The sequence below is a fragment of the Aquabacterium sp. genome (assembly GCF_030652515.1).
Taxonomy (GTDB): Bacteria; Pseudomonadota; Gammaproteobacteria; order Burkholderiales; family Burkholderiaceae_C; genus Aquabacterium.
The window spans coordinates 131,004-154,748 of record NZ_JAUSAR010000196.1; the positions used below are offsets into that span (position 1 = coordinate 131,004).

Consider the following 23,745-nt stretch of genomic DNA (forward strand, 5'->3'; position numbering starts at 1 on the left):
CCGCGAAAGTGCCCATGGATTCGATGTTCAACTTTGCCGCGCCCGACAGCACTGGCGCCCGCCGTGCGCCAGTCTTGCTGGTGATGCTGCCAGGCGCCTATGACACGCCGCGCGATTTCATCGAACATGGTTTTGTGGCGGCGGTGCGTGAGCGGCATCTGGATGTGGACATCCAGTTGGTCGACGCCCACGTGGCGTACTACACCGGGCAGACCATTCTTGAGCGCCTGCAGCAGGATGTGATCGAGCCAGCCCGCCAGCACGGCTACCGGCAGATCTGGCTGGCGGGCATTTCCATTGGCGGCATGGGTGCGCTGGCCTACACCGCGACGCACCCTGCCGACATCGCTGGTGTGGTGGCGCTGGCGCCTTACCTGGGGCCGCGCAACATCAGCGCGGATGTGGTGCGTGCGGGCGGATTGCGATCGTGGCCAGACGAAAGCCAATGGCTGCCTGAGGACGACATGGATCGCCGGCTGTGGTTGTGGCTGAAGTCGCGCACCCTGTCCCCGCCTCCTGAAGGCCCGCCCCTTCTGTATTGGGGTTACGGTCTTGCCGACCGGTTTGCTCTGGGGCACAAGGCGGTGGCCGAAGCCTTGCCGGCCGACAAGGTGTTCACCGTTGAAGGTGGGCACGACTGGCCAGCCTGGATTTCGTTGTGGCACCAGGTGCTGGACAAGCTGCCTTGGCAACACACCGGCGGGCGCCCATGAGGCGGTCGCGCCCTGAGCCCATGCCGCCCTTGGCCGTGGTGGCCTTCACGGCCATCAGTTGTGCTGGCCCTGGTGCAGCGGCCTTGAGTGCGTTGTTGCGTGGCACCCGCACGGCGCTGCGCGAGAACGACTTCACCCGGCAGCCCCTGCGCTCGTTCATCGGCCGGGTCGAGGGCCTGGAAGACCGGCCTTTGCCCGGCCATTGGTCGGCCTGGGATTGCCGCAACAACCGGCTCGCCTGGCTGGCCCTGAATCAGGATGGGTTCCTGGCCGCAGCACGTGCTGCCATCGCGCGACATGGCCCGACCCGCGTCGCGGTGCTGATGGGCACCAGCACGTCCAGCATTGGCGCCAGCGAAGATGCCTACACGCGGCTGACGTCTGATGGCCATTTCCCGCCCGACTTGTCTCAAGCCGAAGTTCATTCGCCGCATTCGCTGGGGGCCTTCGTGGCGCATGCCCTGGGTGCCGCGGGGCCGTGCATGACGGTGGCCACGGCCTGCTCATCCAGTGCCAAGGTCTTTGCCCAGGCCGAGCGTCTGATCCGCTGTGGCCTGGTGGATGCGGCCGTGGTCGGCGGGGTGGACAGCCTTTGCAACAGCGTGCTGTTCGGCTTCAACTCGCTGGGCCTGATGTCCAGCCGGGTGTGCCGCCCGTTCGATGCGGACCGCGACGGCATCAACCTGGCGGAGGCCGGCGGTTTCGTCCTGCTGGAAAGCGCATCGACGCCGACAGGTCAGCGCACCGCCTTGCAACTGGTCGGTCATGGTGAGTCTTCCGACGCGCACCACATGTCTGCGCCGCACCCGCAGGGCCTGGGCGCACGCGAGGCCATGTTGCAGGCCCTGTCGCGCGCGGACATCGAGCCCACCCAGGTGGACTACATCAACCTGCACGGCACCGCCACGCCGAAGAATGATGAGGTGGAAGCCCGGGCGGTGGCCGATGTGTTTCCAACCAGCACGCGTGTGAGTTCGACGAAAGGCTGGACTGGTCATGCCCTGGGGGCGGCCGGTGTGCTCGAGTCGGTGTTGACCTTGCTGGCTTTGAAAGAAGGGTGGGTGCCGGGCACCTTGCATTGCCAGCAACCTGATCCCGGTTTGGGCGAGCGCTTCGGGCACATGCTGCAGCACCGAACAGTGGACATGCCAATCAAGATCGCCATGAGCAACTCATTCGGTTTTGGTGGCAACAACTGCTCGCTGGTGTTTGCCCGTGCCGCAGACGCGGTGCCAGTCCCATGAGCGCGCTGAACCTGGACCTGGTCGTGCTGGGCGTGGGGCTGTGTGCAGGTCGCATGGGCACGTGGGACGAAGCGCGCGCGCACTGGCGTGGCGAGGCGCAGGCCGCAGAGTCCGCGCCATCGGCCAAGCCTCAGACCACGCTCCTGCCGCCCGCAGAGCGCCGCCGTGCGCCCGCCACCGTTTTGCTCGCCCTGTCCGTGGCCGAGCAAGCTTGTCGGGATGCCGGGCTCGAAGCGCGTGACATGCGCTCGGTGTTCACCTCCGCCCATGGTGATCTCGAACTCACCGATTACCTCTGCACCACCCTGGCCGAATCGCCTGAGCACCTGTCGCCCACCAAGTTCCACCATTCGGTGCACAACGCGGCCTCGGGCTACTGGACCATCGGCGTCGGCAATCGGCACGCGTCCACCGCGATTTCTGCGGGGGCGCACAGCTTTGCCCAAGGTCTGCTGGAAGCGGCCACCCAGGTGGTGTGCGAACACGCACCGGTGCTGCTGGTGGCCTACGACATGCCGGCGCCAAGCCCACTCGTGCCCATCACCCAAAGCACCGCCTTGGTGGGGCTGGCGCTGGTGCTGGCACCGGCCGAAAGCGCGACGGCCGCCGGCCCGAATCCGGCCACTTTGGCACTGCGCTTGCAGGCGGGGCTCACCGAGGGGTTGATCGAGTCGCCACAGGCTTGCCATCCCGACATCGTGGCCTTGATGCCTCGCAGCCCCATGTCCGTCGGCTTGCCGCTTGCCCACGCCTTGGCCACCGCCGATGGACGGCAAAGTGTCGAGCTCCGTTTCATGTTGTCACCTGCTCAATCCCTGATCGTGACCCTCGCCGGCCGCAATCACATCAGCAGGCGTTAACATCCCGCCAAAGGTGCCCATCCTGGTGCCGCACCGACAAGGATCGAAGATGGCCGACACCTCGCACGACGTGCTGATCATGGGCGGCGGCCTGTCAGGGCTGACCCTGGCTCTGCAGCTCAAGCAGACCATGCCCGACCTGGACATCAAGGTCCTGGAGCGGCGCCTGGGCCCGGCGCCCCAGGCTGCGCACAAGGTCGGTGAATCCAGTGTCGAGATCGGTGCCCACTACTTCTCCGAAATCCTCGGACTGAAGGATCACCTGGACAGCGACCATCTGCGCAAGTTCGGCTTCCGCTTCTTTTTCAGCGAAGGCGAGGCCGACCTGTCCAGCGTGACGGAGCTGGGTGCCAGCCGCTATCTGTCGACGCCCAGTTGGCAGATCGACCGGGGCACCTTCGAAAACCACCTCGCGCTCGAAGCCGTGCGTCAGGGCGTGCAGGTCTCGGAAGGCGCGGCGGTCAAGCGCATCGAGCTGGACAAGAGCGAGGGGCACCAGGTCGAGTTCGAATGCCCGGACGGTGAGGGCGGCGTGCAACGCCAGACCCTGCGCGCCAAATGGGTCGTCGATGCCAGCGGCCGTGCAGGCCTGCTCAAACGCAAGCTCGACCTGGCCCAGGACAATGGCCACCGCGCCAACGCCGTGTGGTTCCGCCTGAACACGCGGCTGGACATCGACAACTGGGCCAACGACCCCGAGTGGCGCCAGCGCTGCGATCCCGCCGCGCGCTGGATGTCGACCAACCACCTGTGCGGCGCCGGCTACTGGCTCTGGCTCATCCCCTTGTCGTCAGGGGCGCATTCGGTGGGCATCGTCGCGGATGCCGACATGCATCCGCTGGAAGGCATGAACACGTTCGACAAGGCCATGGCCTGGATCGCCGAGCATCAACCCTGCGTGCACGAGATCCTGGAAAGCCACCGCGACACCCTGATGGACTTCGCCTTCTTCCGCCATTTCTCGCATGGCTGCAAGCAGGTGTTCTCGCCGGAACGCTGGGCCATCACGGGCGATGCCGGCATGTTCCTTGATCCGTTCTACTCCCCGGGTTCGGACTTCATTGCCATTTCCAACACCTACATCACCAAGCTGATCCAGCACGACCAGGCCGGCGAGTCGCTGCGCATGCCGACGCTGTTCTACGGCGAGGTGCTGCAATCCTTCTACCAAAGCACCTTGTCGCTCTACGAAGGCCAGTACGCGCTGTTTGGCAGCCCCCGCGTCATGCCCACCAAGGTATTGTGGGACTACACCTATTACTGGGGCGTGCTGTGCCTGCTGTTCTTCCAGGGGCGCCTGGCCGACCGGGCCGCCTTGTTGGAATTGCACGCACCGCTGATGCGCGCCCGCGAATTGAACAGCGGCATCCAGACCCTGCTGCGGCAATGGGGCGAGGCCACCGACCTGGCGGCCAGCCAGCCTGGCGATGGCCCGCGCCGCGACGACAACCCGCCCTGCATGCTGGACCAGGCCAGCTTGCCTTGGTTCGCCGCGCTCAACGCCGGCCTGCGCGACCAGCTCGACGACGCAGGCTTCCGTGAACGCGCCCGGGCCAACGTGGCGCAGCTTGAACAACTGGCGTCAGAGATCGTGGGGCAGGCGCTGCGCGATGCGCCCAGCTTGCGTGCGCAACTGCCGCCGGGTCTGGTGCCGGTCGACACGCACGCACTTTTGTTCAAAATGGCGGCCTGATGCCTTCATCTCCCACCGCGAACCACCCTGACCGTGGCCCGTCCGCGCCCTGGCACATGCCCTGGGCCCTGAAAGCCTCTGTGGGTGTGCACGCGGCGGCGGGCGTGGCCGTGGCCGCCATGCCCGAGCTTTGGCCCCAGGCGCTGGCCAGTGTCGTGGCCAACCATGCGGCGATCACGGCGCTGGGCCTGTGGCCCACCAGCCGCCTGCTCGGCCCCAACATCCTGCGCCTGCCGCCAGCCGCCATCACCCGGCGCGAAATCACCCTGACCTTCGACGATGGCCCCGATCCGGCCGTCACGCCCCAGGTGCTCGACCTGTTGGACGCCTTCCAGGTCAAGGCCACCTTCTTCTGCATCGGCGTTCGCGTGCTGCAGCATCCCGAGCTGGCACGTGAGATCGTCCGCCGCGGTCACCGCATCGAGAACCACAGCCATGCACACCGCCACACCTTCTCGGTGTCCGGCCTCAAGCGCATCGAGCAGGAAATCCGCCGCGGGCAGGATGCCATCGCCGACACGGTGGGGCGGGTGCCTGTTTTCTTTCGCGCACCTGCGGGGCTGCGCAACGTCTTCCTCGACCCGGTGTTGCACAAGCTCGACCTGCGCCTGGCCAGTTGGACCCGGCGCGGTTTCGACACCGCCCGAAGTGATGCGGACTACGTGGCCCACCGCCTGATCGACAATCTGGCACCCGGCGACCTGCTCTTGCTGCACGATGGCCATGCCGCGCGAACCTCGGCGGGCACACCCGTGATCATTGAGGTCCTGCCCCGCTTGCTGGAGGCCTGCTTGGCCCGCAACGTGCATCCCGTGACCCTGGATGCTGCTTTTTCATGAGGACTGCTTTACCTTGAGCCAAGACACCAAGGCGACCAAGACCTTGCTTTCAGCATTGCTTGACCGGGCCTGCGCGCCTTACCGACCCGCTGGACAGTTCGCGTGGCGATTTGCCCGAGGCAAGTTGGGCGGCGATCCTGCATTCAGGGCTCTCCTGGAGCGAGGCCTCATCCCCGACAACGCCCGCGTGCTCGACCTGGGCTGTGGCCAGGGTTTGCTGGCCGCCTGGTTGCTGGCCGCGCGTCAGCAATACGAAGAATCGATTCAGGTCAAGCCCTTTCCCAATGCGCCAGCCTGGCCCGAGCATTGGCCGGTGGCGCCGAGGATTCAGGATTTTCATGGCGTTGAACTGATGCCCAAGGATGTGGAGCGCGCCCAGGCCGCGTTGGGTGGCTTGCGGCCCGTTCCCCGCCTCACGCTGGGCGACATCCGCGACGTGCCCTTCGAGCCCTGCGACGCCGTCGTGATCCTGGATGTGCTGCACTACATCGACATCCCGGCGCAAGATGCCGTGTTGACCCGCGTGCGCGAGGCACTGGCGCCGGATGGCGTGTTGCTGCTGCGCGTGGGCGATGCGTCGGCGGGCTTGCCCTTCAAGATCAGCAACTGGGTCGATCATGTGGTGACCTTCCTGCGGGGCCACCGATTGCCCCGCCTGTACTGCCGGGAACTGGTCGAGTGGCAGTCGGCGTTGCGGCGCCTCGGTTTCCGGCTTGACGCCGACATTCCCTTGAGTCAGGGCACGCCTTTCGCCAACGTTTTGCTGGTGGCCCGGCTCGGTTAAAGTCGCCTCCGTTTCGCTGCACCTGGATCTTGCCCGTGTCTCCCCTTGCCATCACCCATTTCACGATGACCAGTTGCCTGGGCCATGGCCTCGCCGCGACTTCGGCCGCCTTGCGGGCTGGGCGCAGCGGTCTGAAGCCCTGCGATTTCGAGACCGTGGACATCGACACCTGGATCGGCGAGGTGGAGGGCCTGGATGCGGTGCAACTGCGAGGCGACCTGAGCCGTTTTGACTGTCGCAACAACCGCTTGGCTTTGCTCGGCCTGCAGCAAGACGGCTTCGAGTCGGCGGTGGTCGAGGCCATCGGGCAGCACGGTGCTGACCGCGTTGGCGTGTTCATCGGCACCAGCACGGCTGGCATCCTGCAGACCGAGTTGGCCTACCGCCAGCGCGATCCCACCACGGGGGCCTTGCCCGCGAGCTTCCGTTACGCCGAAACCCACAACGCTTACTCGGTGGCTGATTTCCTGTGCCAGCACTTCGGTTTGCGGGGCCCCTCGGTGGTTTTGTCCGCAGCCTGCGCGTCCAGCGCCAAAGCCTTTGGCAATGCGGCCCGCATGATCGAGGCGGGTGTGATCGACGCGGCCATCGTGGGCGGCGTGGATTCGCTGTGCCTGACCACGCTGTACGGTTTCCGCTCTTTGGAGCTGACCTCCCACCAACCTTGCCGACCCTACGACCAGGCCCGAGATGGCATCTCGATTGGCGAGGCGGCTGGTCTGGCCCTGCTTCAGCGCGACGGTCCAGCCGCCTCGATGCGCCTGCTCGGCGTGGGTGAGTCGAGTGACGCACACCACATGTCTTCGCCACACCCTGAAGGCCGCAGCGCGCAAATCGCCATCCGCGATGCGCTGGCGGCCGCGGGTTTGAACGCCGATCAGATCGACTACATCAACCTGCACGGCACCGGCACACCCAGCAATGACGCGGCCGAAGGCAAGGCCGTGCAAGCCGTCTTCGGGGACCGCGTGCCTTGCAGCTCCACCAAAGCTTCCACCGGCCACACGCTGGGCGCGGCGGGGGGCATCGAGATCGTGATCGGCTTGCTGGCCATCCGCGACGGCTTCCTGCCCGCTGGCCTGAACGTGGCCCGGCTTGATCCGAACATCCACATTGACTACCTCACGCAACCGCGCCCGGGCCAAGTGGACCTTGTCCTCAGCAACTCCTTCGGTTTTGGCGGCGCCAACGCCAGCGTCGTCGTCGGGCGGGGGGCTTGAGCATGGCGAACCTGCAGCGTGTGTTCATCGATGGCGTCGGCCTGAATGGTCCTGGCTTGCCCAACTGGGCGCAAGGCCGCGAAGTGCTGAGCGGCTTGAAGCCTTACCTGCCGAGTGCCACCGTGCTGGTGCCACCAGCCGGTCTGCCGCCCGCCGAACGTCGGCGTGTGGGGGTGCTCGTCAAGCTGGCTTTGCAGGTGGCGCAGGAGGCCGTGGACAACGCCCAGGCCGCGGCCGACCAATTGGCCAGCGTGTTCTCATCGTCCAGCGGTGAAGGTGACAACTGCCACGCGCTGTGTGAGGCCTTGGCCGGTGATCGCTTGATTTCGCCCACGCGCTTCACCAACTCGGTCCACAACGCGCCCTCCGGTTATTGGGGCATCGTCTCGCGCGCCGTGGCGCCATCGGCCACCTTGTGTGCCTTCGATGGCAGTTTTGGTGCAGGCCTGCTCGAAGCCGTCACCCAGGTCAAGGTCGAGCGCCGTGGCGTCTTGCTGGTGTGCTACGACGCGCCTTACCCTTCGCCCTTGCTCGAAGTCCGGCCCGTCATGCAGTCCGTGGGCATCGCCCTGGTGTTGTCGCCGCAGGCCAGCGCGCATTCGCTGGCCGCCATCGATGTCAGCCTCTGCGATGAGGCACCCACGGCTCTGCCATGGCCTGAACTGGACACATTGCGGGGCGCCATCCCCGCAGGGCGCGGTTTGCCTTTGCTTCAAGCCTTGGCTGAAGGCCATGGCAACGCCGATGGCAACCTGGGCGTTGCGCGGCAGCGCATCGTGCTCGACTACCTCAACCATCGGCAACTGGCCGTGGAGCTGAGCCCATGCCGCTGACCCTCACCCGCGACGAGATTGCTGCGCGCATTCCCCACGCCGGCACCATGTGCCTGCTCGACGCGGTGAGTGACTGGGGCCCTGAGCACATCCATTGCCAGGCCAGCAGCCACCGCGATCCCGCCAATCCACTGCGTTCAGGCGGCCGTCTCGGCGTGCTTTGCGGCATCGAATACGCGGCCCAGGCCATGGCCATGCACGGCGGCTTGCAAGCGGCTGCGCCAGGTGAAGCAGGGCAGCGGCCCAAGGCCGGGTTCCTGGCCAGTGTGCGAAGCGTCTCGGCGCAGGTGGCCCGGCTTGATGACAGCACCTCTGACCTGCAGGTCGAAGCGCGGCGCCTGTCTGGGGACGAGAACCTGGTGATGTACGAATTTTCGGTCCGCGATGCGGATCGCCTTTTGATCGAAGGCCGGGCGGCGGTGGTGATGGATGCCGGCCCCCTGTTGCCCCCGGAGACCTTGCCATGAGCAACCAACCTGTCCTGAAACGTGCCTTGGTCACCGGAGGCAGCGGCGACATCGGCTCGGCCATCTGCGCGCGACTGGCCAGCCAGTACCACGTCATTGTCCATGCCAACTCGCGCCTTGACCGGGCCGAGGCCGTGGTCAGCCAGATTGTGGCGGCCGGTGGCCAGGCCAGCGCCGTGGCCTTCGATGTGAGCGACGCGCAAGCGACCTCGGCCAGCCTGGAAGCCTTGCTGGAGCAAGGGCCCATCCAGGTGCTGGTCAACAACGCGGGCATTCACGACGATGCCGTGTTCCCCGGCATGAGTCCCGATCAGTGGCGGCGCGTCATCGATGTCTCCCTGCATGGCTTCTTCAACGTCACGCAACCCCTGAGCATGCCCATGATCCGCACCCGCTGGGGCCGCATCATCAGCGTGTCGTCCATCGCGGCGGTGCTGGGCAACCGGGGGCAGGTCAATTACGCGGCGGCCAAGGCGGCCCTGCATGGGGCGTCCAAATCCTTGTCGCTCGAACTGGCCAGCCGGGGCATCACCGTCAACGTGGTGGCGCCGGGCATCATCCAGGGCCGCATGGCCGAGGGCAGTTTCGACCCCGCCGCCATTGCCCAGATGGTGCCCATGAAGCGCGCCGGCCAACCCAGTGAGGTGGCCGAGCTGGTGGGCTTCCTCGCCTCTGATGCCGCCGCTTACATCAGCGGTCAAGTCATATCCATCAATGGGGGGATGCCATCATGAGCACCGCACAAGCCGCCGCGCAGGGCCTCGCGTCCAGCGCCGTTCATCAGAGCGAGATGCTGCTTTATTTTGTCCTGCTGCAGTTGATCGTCATCGTCATTGCCGCGCGGGTGGGCGGCACGCTGGCCAAACGCCTTGGCCAGTCACCGGCGGTGGGCGAGATCGTGGTGGGTATTTTGCTCGGCCCCTCGCTGTTCGGGCTCCTGATGCCCGATGTCTTTCACTACGTGTTCCGATCGGTGCCCGCAGGGCCGCTGACCATCCTGTCGCAGATCGGCCTGATCCTGCTGATGTTCCAGATCGGGATGGAGTTCGATTTCTCGCACCTCACCGAAAAGCGCAACCGTCAGGCGGTGTGGGGTGTGGCCTTGGCCGGCCTGGTGGCGCCCTTCGTGCTGGGTCTGGGCAGCGGGTACTTCCTCGCGCCCATCCTGTCCCCTCAGGCTGACCCGGTGGCCTCGGCCCTGTTCGTCGCCACGGCATTCTCCATCACCGCTTTGCCCATCCTGGGGCGCATCATGATGGAGTTCAACATCACCCGCACACCTTTGGGTGTGATCGCGATCTCAGCGGCGGCCATCAACGATGTGGTCGGTTGGCTGCTGTTGGCCCTGGTCACGACCATCACGGTGTCCCATTTCGAGCCGATGGCCTTCGGCCTGAAAGTGGTGATGGTCGCGGCATTTTTCGTGTTGAGCTGGTATGTGGCGCGGCCGCTGATCAAGCGCCTGGTGCACCGTTTCAAAGAGGGCAACGACGCCTTGCCGCCCATGCTGATGGGCCTCTTGCTGGCCATCATGTTTGCGGCGGCGATCGCCACCTACCAGTTGGGCATTTTCGCCATTTTCGGCGGCTTCATGGCGGGCGTGATCCTGCATGACGAGACCGAACTGGTCGAGGCCTGGAAGCAGAAGGTTGGCGGCTTCGTGCTGGTGTTCTTCTTGCCGATTTTCTTCACCTACACGGGCTTGCGCACCAACATCGGCGGGCTGGACACGGTGGCGGCCTGGGGCTGGACGGCCCTGCTGATTTCGCTGGCCACGGTGGGCAAGTTCGGTGGGTGTTACCTGGCGGCGCGCTGGTCCGGCCTGAACCACGCCGAAGGCAAGGTCATCGGCATCATGATGAACACGCGCGCCCTGATGGAACTGATCGTGCTGAACGTCGGCTTCGACCTGGGCGTGATCTCGCAGCAGATGTTCACCATGTTGGTGTTGATGGCCATCGTCAGCACGGTCATCACTGCGCCCGCCTTGAATGCCTGGTTGCCGGCGGTCGGCTTGTGGCCGGCCAAGCGAAAATCAGGTGACAAGGCTTCGAGCCTTGCGGCCTGACTTCAACCACCCACCAGATCAAGGAGATTTGCCATGGCTTACCAACGACTTGCATGGATCGTCATCCTGGGCGCGGCCTTGTCCGCCACCGAGTGAACGTCGAGATCAAAGGGGGCAAGCAAAGCATTGGCAATGACTACAGCCGCGACCTGGACCTGCCCACCTTTGCCAAACGCTACATCGTGGCCACCGATCCCACCGCCAAGCTGAGCAGCTACCCCCCGCGCATTCGGCGGGCCATCGAACGTTCCAAGCTGATGCCGGGCATGACGCGTGAGCAGGTGCTGATGTCGGTGGGTTACCCCGTCAGCAGCGAGAACCCCACGCTGGATGCCAAGACCTGGCGTTACTGGTTGTCGAGCTTCGCCGAGTTCCAGGTGGTGTTCGACGATCATTGGCAGCTCAAGCAGGTCATCACCGACCAGCAGACGAGCAACCTGGTCGAGATGGATTGATCAGCGTTGAAACGGTGGCCGCCGCATCAGTCGGCGCGTCACCAGCAAGGGCAGACGCAGCGCGAACTCCAGCATCAATCGCAAATGCATCCAGGTCAGCAGGACGTTGTCGCGGCCATAACGGAAGTGTGAAACCCCGCCTTCTTCAGGTGACAGGTATTTCACGGGGGCATCCACGTTGACTGGCTTGACGCCGCGCCAGGCCAGGCGCACGACGGCTTCGGTGTCGAAGTCGAAACGGCGCATCCACGGTTGGTGCACCATGACATCGGCCAGCTCGGCCACGGGGTACACCCGGAAGCCGTAGAGTGAATCAGCGATGCCTGCTCCCAGCGTTTCCAGATTGGTCCACCAGTTGGAGACTCGACGTCCGCGCACGCGCAGCAGAGGCGCACTCGCATCAAAGACAGGGCGGCCAAGCACCATGGTCTCTGGCCGCTGGATCGAAGTCTGCATGAACTCAGGGATCAGGGGCGCCGGGTGCTGACCATCGGAGTCCATGGTCAGCGCATGCGTGAAGCCGGCCACCCGTGCTTCGGTCAGCCCGCGTAACACCGCCGCGCCTTTGCCTTGGTTGTGCGGCAGCACGAAGACCTTGAGTCCGGGGTCGCGTGCGGCCATGTCCTGCAGGCCCTGGGCCGTGCCATCGGTGCTGCCATCGACCACGACCCACACGGGATACCAGTTGCGGCGTGCGGCTCGGACGGTTTCATAGACCTGGCGGCCAGCGTTGTAGCTGGGGATCAGCACGATGTGCGTGGTCGAAGGCGAGAGCGCCTGGCTCATTTCAGTCATGGGCGGTTCGTTCGGAAGGGGAGGCCTCAACCATGAGCGCCAGTTCTGCCCTGGCCAGCTCATGCTCGAAGTAATGCTGCAATTCGCGCGTGAACAGCTTGGCGTCATCACCCACAGTGAAACGTTTGCCCAGCCGGACACGGTAGACCATGGGGAAGCTGGGCGGACGTTGGTAGATGGGCCAGCCCTTGCACAAAAAAGGCGAGCTGTTCTCGATGAACAGGGTCTGCACGGGCACCTTCGCGCCTTTGGCGATCAGCGCGAAGCCCGACTTGAAATCATTGACAGGGTGTTCGATGGTGCGGGTGCCTTCGGGAAAGACCAGCAAGTGGCTGCCCTGGCGCAGGTCGCGGACGGCGTGGCGGACCATGTTGCGGGGGCTGTCGTTGCGGATGAAATCCGCCAGCCGTGCACCCGCGCCCAGAAAGGGGTTGTCAACCACATCGGCCTTCATGATGCAGCCAGCATTCCTGATCCGCGATATCAGAAAGACCGCGTCCAGGAACGTGGGGTGGTTGGCGGCCAGGATCATCGAAGGCTGGCCATCCAGCGCGTCGAGTTCGTCCAGTTCGAAGCGCGTCAGGCCCAGCCAGGTGGTCAGGCCAAAGTACAGGCGAAAGCCGCCACTGATGCCGGCGCGGCCGATGGCACGGCCCTTGTCTGGCGACAGGAAGGGCCGCATTGCCCAGGCCAGCACGCACCAGCCCAGACACATGGCGCCCAGCGCAAGCAGGCCCGCGTAAAACAGCGGGTACTGAGCCAGGGTGCGCAGGGTCTTCATGTCCGGCAGAGGCGTGTCAGTCTTCGGTGGCCACCAGCGTGGACGACTGGTCGATGATCCACGAGATGCCAATGCCGCCCGCCAGATAGCTCTTCTTCTTGACCAGCGGGCTGTCGTCGAAGACGGCGCCTTGCAGCGTGTCATAGCGGACGAAGGCGCCCACCCAGAAGCGGTCGAAGCGCTTGCTCAAGGCGGTGGTGAACTGGGCACCGGCGTAGCCGCCGCGACTGGCGTAGGCCGGGCGATCGGCACGAGCGTATGTCGGCGCCACGTCGTAGAAATAGGCATTGCGACGCCGGTCGGCGTAGATGGGCCCGACCAAGGCACCCAGGTTCCAGCCCGACCAGCCCGCCACGTTGGCCACATCGATGTTCAGGTGCGGTGCGGTCTGCCAGCCGGTGGCCGACATGTCACCCTGACCCAGGGTGACGCCGCCACTGACCGGGAGCCTGAAGTTCAAGCGCACCTCGCCGCTGGCCGATTCCAGCAGGTGAACGTCCAGCGCAGGACCGATTTCGACCGATCCCGCCAGGTTGGGCATGCCCTCGCGCGCTTTGTTGCGCTTGCTGGACACCGGCAAGCTGGCGTTTGCATTCAGGCCCAGCTTGACGCGCGGCCCATCGAACAACCGGGCACTGGCCCCATCGCGGTTGGCCTTGAAGACCTCACCCCGGTAGACCAGGTAGGGCAGGGGCAATAAATAGCCACGGCTTTCGTCCGAGCCACGGTAGTCGGGCAGTGACAAGGCGGCTGCGCCCAGGCCGAACTCCCACAAGGGCTTCATCTGGCCCTTCACGTCGGGTTGCGCGTAAGCGGACAAGGAACTGGCCAATGTGGTGCTCAGCAGCATCGCCCATCGGAGGTGTTTGGGTGCGGTCATGGTCAATGGCTCCTGGCAGCACTCGCTTCGATTTCGACCAGCAGGTCAGGACGGCAGACCACGGCCTGCAGATAGACACAGGGCACATCGGCGCCCAGGCGTTGTTGCACGGCTTGGCGCACCAGTGGCAGGTCGGCGGCGTGGCGGACGTAAGCTTTCAGGTGAAGCTCGGATGTCCGCCAGACCTTGCCGGGGCGCTCTGCGCGGAAGCGTTCCAGGAGGGCCTCGATGTTGTTCAGTGTTTCATGGGTCTGCGCCTGCACATCGTTCAGGTGCACGGTTTCATGCCCCACGATGCTGGCCGTCCCCGAGATGAACACGCATTCTTCGTCCCCGACGGGCGCCAGGGCCGCGCGCGAAAATGTCGGGCTGCGCGCGCCGTACCGCCGAGGGTAGAGGTAGGCGCTCATCTGGCGCGGGTTCTCGATCGGCTGGGCAGGGCGTGACGACGCGAGCGCATAAACCGTCAGCGGTTCGGCCACCCCCTCTGGATGGCCCAGCGCGCAAGCGGCCGGCGGGTTCGGATTGACCATGGCCGCCTGGTCCAAGAACGACGCGTGCCGACCCACGTTGAAGATGCGGTAACGTTCCTCCTCGCCTTGCCCGGCGCCGAGGATGTCCGGCAGGTAGTTCCAAAAGCGCAAGGGGTGCTGGCAGCCCAACTGGCGCATGGCGCTGAACAAGGCGTCGTAGGTCTGCTGCGTGGCTTGCAGCAAGAGATCCTGACTGGGCAAGGGCGTGACCCGCCAGGTGAACGCCAGGTCTGCGCAGCGGGCATAGGCCACGCCCGCGATCTCGCCGTGTTGCACGATGGGCGCGCTGCCTGGCACTGACCAGACTTCAACCCAGGCGGCGGTGTCATGGCCCAGCACCGGCAAGGCCACGCGAGGCCAGGCTCGTTCAGCCAAGCGCGCTGGCGCCGGGCTGTTGATCGTGTCAGCGGCCCCGAACACGGTCATGCCCAGGACCTGCCGAGGTGCCGCGCCGCTTTCAAGTGCCTGGACCCATGCTTCCAGGGCTTCCAGCGCGATGTAATCAAGCTGCAGATGACTCATGCGTGCTCAAACCTGCCCTGTGTCACTGGATGGGTGCCGTGTCGCTGATGTTGATCTTGCGGCGGCGTGCTGCCGCCAGTGTGCGCTTCAGGTTGATCAGCGAGCCGATGTAGTAGATGCCCTTGAACACGTAGATCGACGGCCAGATGGGTGTCTTGCGAAAGATGTCGCCCGCGAACAGCGACAGCACGGCTTCCTTGACCCGGAACATGTTGCGCGGTCCCATGAACAGGTCGCGCATGGTGGGGTTGGTCACACGGTAAATGAACCATGAGAACTCGCGTGGGCCTCGCACCATCACCTGGTCGAAGCGCTTGTGTGCGGCGGGCAGCTTGCGTGGTTCACGCAACTGGGCGTGCACCACGTCGGCGGCGACAAATGCGCTGTTCATGGCCAGGAAGACGCCCGATGAAAACACCGGATCGATGAAGGCGAAGGCATCGCCTAGCAGCAGGTAGTTGGGGCCGCGAGCCCGATCGCAACTGTAGGAATAGTTGCCCGTGGCTTCGACTTGGGAGGCCAGCGTCGCGTCCTTCAAGCGGGCCTGCAGCGGCGGACACAGGGCGATGGTGTCCCTGAAGAACTCTTCGACGCTGTTCTTGCGCGTCTTGAGGTAGGTGGGCCAGCACACGGCGCCCACGCTGGTTGTGCCATCGGCCAAGGGGATGAACCAAAACCAGCCATGCTCGAACCAGAACAGGCTGATGTTGCCTTCCTGCTTGCCTTGCAGGCGCTCGGCGCCAGTGAAATGGCCGAACAGGGCGGCGCTGTTGTGCTTCTTGTTCTTGACCTTGGCATCCAGCTTGTTGGCCAGGAAGGTGTCACGGCCCGAGGCATCGATGACGATCCTGGCTTGCCATGCAGCGTTGTGGCCATCCGCATGCTGGGCCTGCACCACGGCGCCGCCATGGTCGGGCAGGAAATCGACCGCCTTGACGCGGCAGTTCTCCAGCACCTTGGCGCCTTTGCGGGCTGCATTGCGGATCAGGATGTGGTCGAAATCCGAGCGCCGCACCTGGTAGGCCATGTCCATGGACTTGTCCCAGGCCTCGCCGAATTCGAGGAAGGTGCGGTCCTTGTGCCACGGCGAGACGAACTCGATGCCATATTTGGGCATGGCCATGGCCTCGACCTCGGCGCGAACGCCCAATTGGTCGAGCAATGGCACGTTCGCGGGCAGCAGCGATTCACCGATGTGAAAGCGTGGGTGCTGGGATTTTTCCAGCAGCACCACGTCCATGCCTTGTTGGGCCAGCAAGGCGGCTGCCGTGGAGCCCGCCGGGCCGCCACCGATGATCAGCACGTCGCAGGGGCTTGGTGTCATGGGCAATGTCTCGATGGTCGGGTTCACGGGGAGGCCAGTGCCTTGAGCAGCTTGTCGTGAATCCCGCCAAACCCGCCATTGCTCATGCACAAGATCTGGTCACCAGGCTTGGCCGCCTTGACCACCTTGTTCACCAGCGCCTCGATGTTGTCGATGACCACGGCGCGGTCACCCATGGGCGCGAGCGCTTCAGCTGCGTCCCAGCCCAGTCCCCCGCTGTGGCAGAAGGACAGGTCGGCTTCTTCCAGCGACCACGGCAGCAGCGCCTTCATGGTGCCCAGCTTCATGGTGTTGGAGCGTGGCTCGAAGACCGCGATGATGCGCTGGTCGGGGCTGATGCGCCGACGCAGCCCGTCCACCGTGGTGCGGATGGCCGTGGGGTGGTGGGCGAAATCGTCGTACACGGTGACGCCATTGACCTCGCCGCGCAGCTCCAGGCGGCGCTTGACGTTCGCAAACTGGCCCAGGGCCTCGCAAGCGACTTGCGGCGACACGCCCACGTGCTCAGCCGCGGCAACGGCGGCCAGCGCGTTCATCTGGTTGTGCTCGCCCATCAGGGGCCACTCGACACGGCCGACCAGCACGGCGGCTTTGAGCACGTCAAAGGCATGCGGCTCGCCGCGGGCCCGAAAGCCCGGCACATCACCACGCACGCCAAAGCGAACCACGTCGCTCCAGCAGCCACGGTCCAGCACCCGCTGCAAGCTGTCTTCTCGGGCGTTGACCACCAGGCGTCCTTGGCCGGGCACCGTGCGCACCAGGTGGTGGAACTGGGTTTCAATCGCGGCCAGGTCGGCAAAGATGTCGGCGTGGTCAAACTCCAGGTTGTTCAAGACGGCGGTGCGCGCCTGGTAGTGCACGAACTTGCTGCGCTTGTCGAAAAACGCGGTGTCGTATTCGTCGGCCTCGATCACGAAGGGGTGACCCGAAGCAGGGCGCCGCGCTTCGTCCAGCTCGCCCAGGCGGGCTGATACGCCGAAGTTCTGCGGCACGCCACCGACCAGGAAGCCCGGCTGCAATCCGGCGTGCTCCAGGATCCAGGTCAACATCGACGTGGTCGTGGTCTTGCCGTGGGTGCCGGCCACGGCCAGCACATGCCGCCCGCGCAACACGTTTTCACTCAGCCATTGCGGGCCGCTGGTGTAGGGCAGGCCGGCGTTCAGGATGGCTTCCATCAACGGGTTGCCGCGCGACACCACATTGCCGATCACGAACAAATCGGGTTTCAAATCAAGCTGATCAGGCGTGTAGCCCTCGATCAACTCGATGCCCAGCGCGCGCAACTGGTCGCTCATCGGCGGGTAGACGCCCGCGTCGCAGCCCGTCACACGGTGACCGGCCTCGCGGGCCAATGCGGCCACGCCACCCATGAAGGTGCCGCAAATGCCAAGAATGTGAATGTGCATGCTCAACCCAATGCTTGTGCGGCGGCCGCCACCGTGTCGGCGATGTCCTGCTCGGTGTGCGCGTCACTCACGAAACCAGCTTCGTACATGGCCGGTGCAAGATACACGCCACGGTCCAGCATGGCGTGGAAGAAGCGGTTGAACTTGTCGGACCCATGGGCCATGACCGCCTGGTAGTGCTGGGGCAGGCTGTCGGCAAAGAAGAAGCCGAACATGCCGCCCTGGCTGTCGCCCACCAAAGGCACGCCAGCTTGCTGAGCGGCGCCCACCAGCCCTTGCACCAGGCTTTGCGTGCGCTGGGTCAGCGATTCGAAAAAACCAGGGCGCTGGATGACCTTCAAGGTGGCCAAGCCACAGGCCGTGGCCACGGGGTTGCCTGACAGCGTACCGGCCTGGTACACCGGCCCCAACGGCGCCAGTTGCGCCATGATTTTGGCCGGGCCGGCGAAAGCCGCCAGCGGCATGCCGCCACCAATCACTTTGCCAAACACGCTCAGGTCGGGCGTGAAGCCGCTGATCTGCTGCGCGTACAGGCTTTGCGCGCCACCCAGGGCGACGCGAAAGCCCGACATCACTTCGTCGAACACCAGCAGCGCGCCGTGCTGTGTGCACAACTCGCGCAATCGCGTCATGAAAGGCACGGAAGCCCGCACGAAGTTCATGTTGCCAGCGATGGGCTCGATCATCACGCAGGCGATCTCGCCGCCCACTTCGGCAAAGGCTTGTTCGATCTGCTCGACGTTGTTGTATTCCAGGACCAGGGTGTGCTGCACCACCTCGGGTGGCACGCCCGCGCTGGTCGGGTGCCCGAAGGTGGCCAGGCCCGAACCGGCTTTGACCAGCAAGGCATCGGCATGGCCGTGGTAGCAGCCTTCGAACTTGATCAGCTTGCTGCGGCCCGTGAAGCCGCGCGCCAGGCGGATGGCGCTCATGGCGGCTTCCGTGCCGGAGCTGACCAGGCGCACCTGCTCGGCGCTGGGCACCAACTTCAAGATCTCTTCGGCCAGCTCGATCTCGCGCTCGGTGGGCGCTCCAAACGAGAAGCCATCCAGTGCCGCTTTCTGCACCGCCTCGAGCACCTCGGGGTGGCCATGGCCCAGGATCATCGGCCCCCAGGATCCAATGTAGTCGATGTAGCGGCGCCCCTCGGCATCCCACATGTAGGCGCCTTGCGCCCTGGCGATGAAGCGGGGCGTACCGCCCACGGCCTTGAAAGCCCGCACGGGCGAATTCACCCCGCCGGGGATGGCGCGCTGCGCACGCTCGAACAAAGCTGCATTAGTGGACATTGCGTGAGGAAGGGGAGATGTCGTTGTCGGTCAGGCCGGATTCGCCAGCGGCGGCTTCTTCGCTGGCGGCTTCCTCGCCCGCTTCGCCCGGAGGCAGTGCCCAGAAGAAGCGGTCGGGGATGACACCCCCCATGCCAGGACGGAATCCGGAATCAAGCGCCTGGTCCAGGAAGCTCAAGGCTTCTGACACGGCCATGTCCACCGAGGTTTCCGTGGCCAGGATGGCGGCCAGCGCGGCCGACAAGGTGTCGCCCGCGCCCACGAAGCTGGCTTCAAAGCGCTCAAAGCGTTCGCCAGCGATCGCGCCTTGGGCCGAGGCCAGCACGTTGTCGATGAATTGGTCGGGCAACTGGATGCCGGTCACCAGCACATAGCCGCAACCGCTTTCGCTGGCGGCCACCGCCAACTCGCGGGCCGAGGGGGGGCGCTCGGATTCCCACTCTGGCAGCAGGAAGTCGGTCAGGGTCTTGTGGTTTCCCACCAACACCAGGGTGGCGGGCAGGATCAGCTCGCGAAAAGCCTCCAGATAAGACATCTGGGCGTCCTCATCCATCCACGAGACGTTGGGTAAATAAGACACCAGCGGGATATCGGTGTAGTCGGAGAGGATTTCGGCGACCACGCTCACGCCCTCGGCGCTGCCCAGAAAACCGACTTTCCAGGCCGAAATGGTGGCGTCTTCCAGGATGGTGCGCGCCTGCTCGGAAATCGCATCGGCGTCGATTTCGTGAATTTCAAACACCTCGGCGGTGTCGCGAATCAGTAAGCTGGTGATCACCGGCAAGGTGTGCGCACCCATGGACGCCATGGTGGCGATGTCGGCTGCAATGCCACTGGCGCCACTGGGGTCGCTGGCGTTGAAGCTCATCACGCACGCCGGTGTTCCGGAGTCTTCGGCTTCGGTGGCGGGATCAACCTGGGGGCCGTCGGTGGGAGTGTTCATTCAGTGCGTCTAGCGGTGTTCAGGCCCGGTGTTCAGACCAATGGGCGGGAGCTGTCCTAGCAAGCCTCACATGGCGCCAAGCGTCTTGTGGTGCCCACAAACCCTTGTTTTTCACAAGGATGGGATGGCTACAATCAGCCCATTGTATTCAAGCTGGTTTGAACAGACGTGAACTCTTCCCGCACCTGGATGTGTTTGATTTGTGGCTGGATTTATGACGAAGCTGTCGGCCTGCCCGAAGACGGCATTGCACCCGGTACGCGTTGGGAGGACATTCCCATGAATTGGGTGTGCCCCGAATGCGGCGCCCGCAAGGAAGATTTCGAAATGGTTCAGATTTGACGGCCTGGCCGTCATCAACCTTGATTAAAGGAATGGGTCCGTGACTGAAACTGGCTTGCCCGTATTAAGCGATGTCCCCGAAATCACCGCGCCCAAGAAAATCCTGGTGATTGACGACAGCAACACCATTCGGCGCAGCGCCGAGATTTTCCTGAAGCAGGGTGGTTATGAAGTGTTGTTGGCCGAGGACGGTTTCGACGCCCTGGCCAAGGTCAATGACCATGAACCCAGCATCATCTTTTGCGACATCCTGATGCCGCGACTGGATGGGTATCAAACCTGCGCCATCATCAAGCGCAACCCGCGTTTCGCGGCCACGCCGGTGATCATGTTGTCTTCCAAAGACGGTTTGTTCGACAAGGCCCGTGGACGAATGGTGGGGTCTCAGGATTATTTGACCAAGCCGTTCACCAAGGATCAGTTGCTCCAAGCGGTGGCGCAGTACAGTGCTTGATTGAACCATTTCTGGTTCTGCGTCTAGGGCGCGCATGCGCCGCCCACAGAATTCGCCAAGAGGTTGATCGATCATGTCCATTCAAAAAATCCTGCTGGTTGACGATTCCAAGACAGAGCTGCATGTGCTGTCAGATTTGCTCACCAAAAAAGGTTTCAAGGTGCGCACCGCCGAAAACGGCGAAGAAGCCTTGCGCCGCCTCCAGGAAGAAAAGCCTGACCTGATCCTGATGGACGTGGTCATGCCCGGCCAGAACGGTTTCCAGCTCACCCGGGCCATCACCCGCGACCCGGCCTTCGCCGATGTCCCGGTGATCATCTGCACCAGCAAGAATCAGGAGACCGACCGCGTCTGGGGCATGCGCCAGGGCGCGCGCGACTACGTGGTCAAGCCGGTGGATGCTGAAGAACTGCTGGCCAAGATCAAGGCGTTTGGTTGATTCATGGCGAATAAAGAAGCCCTGCGGGACCTGCAAAAACGCCTGGCCACCCGGTTACAGGCAGCGCGTGAGCAAGCGCCAACCCGAAACTGGTTGGCGGTGGAGATCGCCGGGCATGGTTTTTTGCTGCCGCTGGACCAGGCGGGCGAGATCTTTCCCATGTCCGCCTTGCAAGCCGTGCCGCACAGCCAGCCCTGGTTCCTGGGCGTGGCCAATCTGCGCGGGCAGTTGCATGGCGTGGTCGATCTGCCAGCCTTTCTGGGCCTGGCCCGGCCGGTGGCGCGTTGGTCGCAAGAGCAGGGGGCCCGTGAGGCTGGCCGGCTCGTGGCGATGAACAGCTCGTTGCAGCTCAACGCGGCCCTGGTGGTAGACCGGTTGCTGGGTTTGAGAAACCCGGCAGACATGGTGGCAGGCAGCCCCCCCTCACCAGACACGCCCCATTTCATCGGCCAGCAAGTGGTCGATGACAAGGGCCGTGCCTGGTACGAACTCGACCTTGCTGCGCTGACCGCAGACGAGGCTTTCCTCAAGATCGACGCTTGACCGTTTGGAGTACAAGGCATGAGTTTCCTGAGTCGAATCAAGGATCTGGGCAAGTCGCAGGACGAAGTTGAAGTCCAGCCGGAGGCCCTGGCATCCGAGGCGCCAGTGACCTCGTCAGGTGCCAACGCCGTTGACACCCACAACGCGGTCTCGTCCACGCTCCAGCCGGGTGGCGGGAGTTCGTCGGACTCGATCATTTCTGAGGCGGCGCCTTCCGAATTCCCGCCGGATTACCACGATGCACGGGTCAAGGCCGAGGCCCTGGATGCGGCCAATGCCGAATCCCGCACCGGCTTGCCGGTGATCGGCAACTGGTCGCTCGAGCGCCAGCAGCGTGCGCTGTTCGGGGCCTTCATCCTGGGTGGCCTGGGCTTGATGCTCAGTGCGTTCCTGTCGGTGAATTCCGCCGATCGACGCGCGGCGCAAGCCGGTGCCACCGGTCAGGCGCTGATGCAGTCGCAACGCCTGGCCAAGTCGGTGTCGCAGGCCTTGATCGGCCGGGCGCAGGCTTTCCAGGAAGTGGCCGATTCCGCCAAGGTGCTGGCCAGCAATGTGCGTGGTCTGGCGCAAGGTGATGGCTCCCTGGGTTTGACCGAGGTGCCCGCCACGGCGAAAGAGCCTTTGCTGCCCCTGCTGCCCCTGGTGGACCGTGCCGAGAAGAACGCCAAGTTCGTGTTGGCCCAGAAGCAGACGCTGACCCAGGTGAGTCAGGCCCTGCGCGAAGTGAACGGCCAATCCTCCGAGCTGCTGGACCTGGCGGAAGGCATTGCCACCGCCAAGATCGAAAAGGGTGGCGCCACGCCAGCCGAATTGATGGCCATGAACCAGATGGTCATGCTGACCCAGCGCATCGGCAAGTCGGCCAATGAGTTCCTGACGGTGGAAGGCGTGTCAACCGAAGCGGTGTTCTTGCTGGGCAAGGACTTGAACGCTTTCAAGGAAATCGTGGATGGCTTGCTGAACGGCAACAAGGATCTGGACCTGAACGGCTTCAAGGATGCCGAGATGCGTGAACCGCTGGAGGCTTTGCAAAAGCTGTTCGAGCAGACCCGCACGCAATCGACCTTCATCCTGGGCACCCTGCAAGGCCTGGTGGCCGCGCGCGATGCGCAAGTGGCCATCATTGACGACAGCGAACCCTTGCGCAAAGGCCTGGAACAAGTGCAAACGCGCTTGTCGAGCGGTGCGGGCATCGGCCTCATCAACATCGTGCTGATCGTGATCTTCCTGGCGCTCACGGTGGCGGCCGGTTTTGGCCTGCTGCGCGTGTTCCTGACCGACCAGACCCAGCGCCGTCAACTGGCCGAAGGCCAGCGCCAGGAGGCCGAACGCCAGGAGCGCGAAGCCAAGCGCGTCAACGACGCCAACCAGGCCGCCATTTTGCGTTTGATGAACGAGCTGCAAATGGTCGCTGAAGGTGACTTGACACAACAAGCCACCGTGACCGAAGACATCACCGGCGCCATCGCCGACTCGGTGAACTTCACCGTGGAAGAGCTGCGCAGCCTGGTGGCCCAGGTGCAAAGCACGGTTCAACGTGCCACCGACACCACGCAGCAGGTGGAAGCCACCTCGACCGAGCTGCTGGCCGCGTCTGATGAACAACTGCGTGAGATCCGCGAAACCGGCGAATCGGTGCTGCAGATGGCGGGCCGGATTAACGAAGTGTCTGCACAAGCCCAGCAGTCCGCTGAAGTGGCGCGCCAATCGCTGGCCGCCGCCGACACCGGTCTGACCGCGGTGCAGAACGCCATCGGCGGTATGAACACCATCCGCGACCAGATCCAGGACACCTCCAAGCGCATCAAGCGCCTGGGCGAATCGTCGCAAGAGATCGGCGAAATCACCGAACTGATCTCGGACATTACCGAACAGACCAACGTGCTGGCCTTGAACGCCGCCATCCAGGCCGCGTCTGCCGGTGAAGCCGGACGAGGCTTCTCCGTGGTGGCCGAAGAAGTGCAGCGGCTGGCCGAACGCTCCGGCGACGCGACCAAGCAGATTGCCGCGCTGGTGCGCACCATTCAGACCGACACGCAAGACGCCGTGGCTGCTATGGAACGCTCCACACAGGGCGTGGTGGAAGGGGCTCGGCTGTCAGACGCCGCCGGTTCCGCCCTGGGCGACATTGACCGCGTGTCACGCCGACTGGCTGAACTGATTGAGCAGATTTCCTCACAAGCCTTGCGTGAAGCAGAATCTGCGAACGTGGTCGTCTCGAACATCCAGCACATTTTTGCGGTGACCGAGCAGACCGGTGAAGGTACCCGATCAACGACCCAGCTCGTGCGCGAGCTGTCCAAGACCGCCGACGAACT

General features: G+C 64.4%; 25 protein-coding genes. 17 read left to right on the top strand and 8 right to left on the bottom strand.

Going from position 1 to position 23,745, the window contains the following annotated elements; all coding sequences use genetic code 11:
• The first annotated feature begins 14 nt into the window (after nt 1-14).
• Genes Q7V20_RS22710 through bamE form a run of 12 tightly spaced genes read left to right on the top strand, consistent with a single transcriptional unit; the run spans nt 15 to nt 11,176 of the window.
• Nucleotides 15-713 carry an alpha/beta hydrolase gene (locus tag Q7V20_RS22710; RefSeq protein WP_304796185.1) on the top strand — a complete coding sequence of 233 codons (699 nt, stop codon included), beginning with the start codon at nt 15-17 and terminating at the stop codon, nt 711-713.
• Complete coding sequence (locus tag Q7V20_RS22715; protein WP_304796186.1) at nt 710-1,957, top strand: beta-ketoacyl-[acyl-carrier-protein] synthase family protein; 1,248 nt, start codon at nt 710-712, stop codon at nt 1,955-1,957. Before Q7V20_RS22710 ends, Q7V20_RS22715 begins: the two co-directional genes overlap by 4 nt.
• Nucleotides 1,954-2,817 (top strand): beta-ketoacyl synthase chain length factor, encoded by an 864-nt coding sequence (locus tag Q7V20_RS22720; protein WP_304796188.1) that lies wholly within the window; start codon nt 1,954-1,956, stop codon nt 2,815-2,817. The genes Q7V20_RS22715 and Q7V20_RS22720 overlap by 4 nt, the downstream gene beginning before the upstream one ends.
• A gap of 49 nt (nt 2,818-2,866) precedes the next feature.
• Complete coding sequence (locus Q7V20_RS22725) at nt 2,867-4,510, top strand: NAD(P)/FAD-dependent oxidoreductase (protein WP_304796189.1); 1,644 nt, start codon at nt 2,867-2,869, stop codon at nt 4,508-4,510.
• Nucleotides 4,510-5,349, top strand: coding sequence for a polysaccharide deacetylase family protein (locus Q7V20_RS22730; RefSeq protein ID WP_304796191.1), 840 nt, complete (start codon nt 4,510-4,512; stop codon nt 5,347-5,349). Before Q7V20_RS22725 ends, Q7V20_RS22730 begins: the two co-directional genes overlap by 1 nt.
• A 13-nt stretch (nt 5,350-5,362) precedes the next feature.
• Nucleotides 5,363-6,133: a bifunctional 2-polyprenyl-6-hydroxyphenol methylase/3-demethylubiquinol 3-O-methyltransferase UbiG gene (locus Q7V20_RS22735; RefSeq protein WP_304796192.1), complete on the top strand. Its 771-nt coding sequence runs from the start codon at nt 5,363-5,365 to the stop codon at nt 6,131-6,133.
• 35 nt (nt 6,134-6,168) lie between these two features.
• A complete protein-coding gene (locus Q7V20_RS22740; protein ID WP_304796194.1) occupies nt 6,169-7,353 on the top strand; it encodes a beta-ketoacyl-[acyl-carrier-protein] synthase family protein in 1,185 nt (394 codons plus the stop codon).
• Nucleotides 7,354-7,355: 2 nt separating this feature from the next.
• The gene (locus Q7V20_RS22745; RefSeq protein WP_304796195.1) at nt 7,356-8,186 is read left to right on the top strand and encodes a beta-ketoacyl synthase chain length factor; all 831 of its coding nucleotides are present in this window, start codon (nt 7,356-7,358) and stop codon (nt 8,184-8,186) included.
• Nucleotides 8,177-8,653 carry a hotdog family protein gene (locus Q7V20_RS22750; RefSeq protein WP_304796197.1) on the top strand — a complete coding sequence of 159 codons (477 nt, stop codon included), beginning with the start codon at nt 8,177-8,179 and terminating at the stop codon, nt 8,651-8,653. Before Q7V20_RS22745 ends, Q7V20_RS22750 begins: the two co-directional genes overlap by 10 nt.
• Nucleotides 8,650-9,387 carry a 3-oxoacyl-ACP reductase FabG gene (fabG, locus tag Q7V20_RS22755; protein WP_304796198.1) on the top strand — a complete coding sequence of 246 codons (738 nt, stop codon included), beginning with the start codon at nt 8,650-8,652 and terminating at the stop codon, nt 9,385-9,387. Before Q7V20_RS22750 ends, fabG begins: the two co-directional genes overlap by 4 nt.
• On the top strand, nt 9,384-10,721 hold the full coding sequence (locus Q7V20_RS22760) for a cation:proton antiporter (RefSeq protein WP_304796200.1): 1,338 nt from the start codon (nt 9,384-9,386) through the stop codon (nt 10,719-10,721). The genes fabG and Q7V20_RS22760 overlap by 4 nt, the downstream gene beginning before the upstream one ends.
• A gap of 53 nt (nt 10,722-10,774) precedes the next feature.
• Nucleotides 10,775-11,176 (top strand): outer membrane protein assembly factor BamE, encoded by a 402-nt coding sequence (gene bamE / locus Q7V20_RS22765; protein WP_304796202.1) that lies wholly within the window; start codon nt 10,775-10,777, stop codon nt 11,174-11,176.
• Here the strand turns inward: bamE and Q7V20_RS22770 are convergent, their stop codons facing one another.
• Genes Q7V20_RS22770 through Q7V20_RS22805 form a run of 8 tightly spaced genes read right to left on the bottom strand, consistent with a single transcriptional unit; the run spans nt 11,177 to nt 19,649 of the window.
• Nucleotides 11,177-11,971, bottom strand: coding sequence for a glycosyltransferase family 2 protein (locus tag Q7V20_RS22770; RefSeq protein WP_370652545.1), 795 nt, complete (start codon nt 11,969-11,971; stop codon nt 11,177-11,179). It lies immediately after the preceding gene.
• Nucleotides 11,964-12,752, bottom strand: a complete 789-nt coding sequence (locus tag Q7V20_RS22775; RefSeq protein WP_304796203.1) for a 1-acyl-sn-glycerol-3-phosphate acyltransferase — start codon at nt 12,750-12,752, stop codon at nt 11,964-11,966. Before Q7V20_RS22775 ends, Q7V20_RS22770 begins: the two co-directional genes overlap by 8 nt.
• Nucleotides 12,753-12,768: 16 nt before the next feature.
• A complete protein-coding gene (locus Q7V20_RS22780; RefSeq protein ID WP_304796205.1) occupies nt 12,769-13,632 on the bottom strand; it encodes a MipA/OmpV family protein in 864 nt (287 codons plus the stop codon).
• 2 nt (nt 13,633-13,634) lie between these two features.
• On the bottom strand, nt 13,635-14,687 hold the full coding sequence (locus Q7V20_RS22785) for a hypothetical protein (RefSeq protein ID WP_304796207.1): 1,053 nt from the start codon (nt 14,685-14,687) through the stop codon (nt 13,635-13,637).
• Nucleotides 14,688-14,709: 22 nt separating this feature from the next.
• A complete protein-coding gene (locus Q7V20_RS22790; protein ID WP_304796208.1) occupies nt 14,710-16,011 on the bottom strand; it encodes an NAD(P)/FAD-dependent oxidoreductase in 1,302 nt (433 codons plus the stop codon).
• A 23-nt stretch (nt 16,012-16,034) separates the two neighbouring features.
• Complete coding sequence (gene mpl, locus Q7V20_RS22795) at nt 16,035-17,417, bottom strand: UDP-N-acetylmuramate:L-alanyl-gamma-D-glutamyl-meso-diaminopimelate ligase (protein ID WP_304796210.1); 1,383 nt, start codon at nt 17,415-17,417, stop codon at nt 16,035-16,037.
• A gap of 2 nt (nt 17,418-17,419) precedes the next feature.
• The gene (gene hemL / locus Q7V20_RS22800) at nt 17,420-18,706 is read right to left on the bottom strand and encodes a glutamate-1-semialdehyde 2,1-aminomutase (RefSeq protein WP_304796212.1); all 1,287 of its coding nucleotides are present in this window, start codon (nt 18,704-18,706) and stop codon (nt 17,420-17,422) included.
• Complete coding sequence (locus Q7V20_RS22805; protein WP_370652546.1) at nt 18,696-19,649, bottom strand: hydroxymethylpyrimidine/phosphomethylpyrimidine kinase; 954 nt, start codon at nt 19,647-19,649, stop codon at nt 18,696-18,698. The genes hemL and Q7V20_RS22805 overlap by 11 nt, the downstream gene beginning before the upstream one ends.
• A gap of 189 nt (nt 19,650-19,838) precedes the next feature.
• Here Q7V20_RS22805 and Q7V20_RS22810 point away from each other — a divergent pair, with 189 nt between their 5' ends.
• From Q7V20_RS22810 to Q7V20_RS22830, 5 genes are all read left to right on the top strand, one after another.
• Nucleotides 19,839-19,991: a rubredoxin gene (locus Q7V20_RS22810; protein WP_290661279.1), complete on the top strand. Its 153-nt coding sequence runs from the start codon at nt 19,839-19,841 to the stop codon at nt 19,989-19,991.
• Nucleotides 19,992-20,031: 40 nt separating this feature from the next.
• Complete coding sequence (locus Q7V20_RS22815) at nt 20,032-20,445, top strand: PleD family two-component system response regulator (protein WP_300545118.1); 414 nt, start codon at nt 20,032-20,034, stop codon at nt 20,443-20,445.
• Nucleotides 20,446-20,518: 73 nt separating this feature from the next.
• Nucleotides 20,519-20,884, top strand: coding sequence for a PleD family two-component system response regulator (locus tag Q7V20_RS22820; protein ID WP_290661239.1), 366 nt, complete (start codon nt 20,519-20,521; stop codon nt 20,882-20,884).
• Between the two features lie 3 nt (nt 20,885-20,887).
• Nucleotides 20,888-21,427, top strand: a complete 540-nt coding sequence (locus Q7V20_RS22825; protein ID WP_304796216.1) for a chemotaxis protein CheW — start codon at nt 20,888-20,890, stop codon at nt 21,425-21,427.
• A gap of 18 nt (nt 21,428-21,445) precedes the next feature.
• On the top strand, nt 21,446-23,745 hold a 2,300-nt coding region (locus Q7V20_RS22830), incomplete at its 3' end, for a methyl-accepting chemotaxis protein (protein WP_304796218.1).